General features: G+C 63.2%; 1 protein-coding gene. It reads right to left on the reverse strand.

What is annotated here, in order from left to right; all coding sequences use genetic code 11:
- Positions 1-35: 35 nt before the first annotated feature.
- Complete coding sequence (locus JMJ56_RS33275; RefSeq protein ID WP_236039083.1) at positions 36-329, reverse strand: hypothetical protein; 294 nt, start codon at positions 327-329, stop codon at positions 36-38.
- Positions 330-511: the final 182 nt, after the last annotated feature.

A 511-nucleotide genomic window follows, 5' to 3' on the forward strand; every position in this document is an offset into this window, starting at 1 on the left:
CAGAGCAGAAGGTGGCGGCGTTCCAGGCGGCTGCTTCAGCCGTGCAACACTGTCCGTAAAGGCGGGGCAAGGCCAATGTTGCGGAAACGGTCGTAGCTCTTGCCGAAGTCGGTGCAGGTCTTCCGGAACAGGTGCTGGTTCAGCCAGATGACGTCACAGGGCACCGCTTCCGGCGACATTCCCAGCATGGTCGCGGCCGTTCGGAGGTCCGATGACCAGATGCGCTGCTGATCCTTGGTCAGTGTCTCGTCGGTTTCGGCCGTGGTGATCAGGCCGGCGAAGGAGAGGTCAAGCCGGGTGATGATCTCGGGTTGGCGCAGGGCTGCCATCGTCTGCGAAATCGCGTTCATGGGTACCTCGGAGGTTGAGCGGTCAGGAGCGGCCAGGAGCGGCGCTCATGGGGACGTATCACCATTCACCACCGGCATTAGCGGCGGGTAACGTCCACGGAGGTGTTGGAAAATCCGGCCTTGGCCGGAGTGTAGGGTTGGGGTGGCCATCGGACCTGGCG

Origin of the sequence: Belnapia arida (assembly GCF_016773205.1) — a bacterium.
Lineage (GTDB): Bacteria > Pseudomonadota > Alphaproteobacteria > Acetobacterales > Acetobacteraceae > Belnapia > Belnapia arida.

Excerpts from the sequence above, each read along its gene's own strand:
- JMJ56_RS33275 (WP_236039083.1), bottom strand. The coding sequence starts at position 329 with ATGGCAGCCCTGCGCCAACCCGAGATCATCACCCGGCTTGACCTCTCC.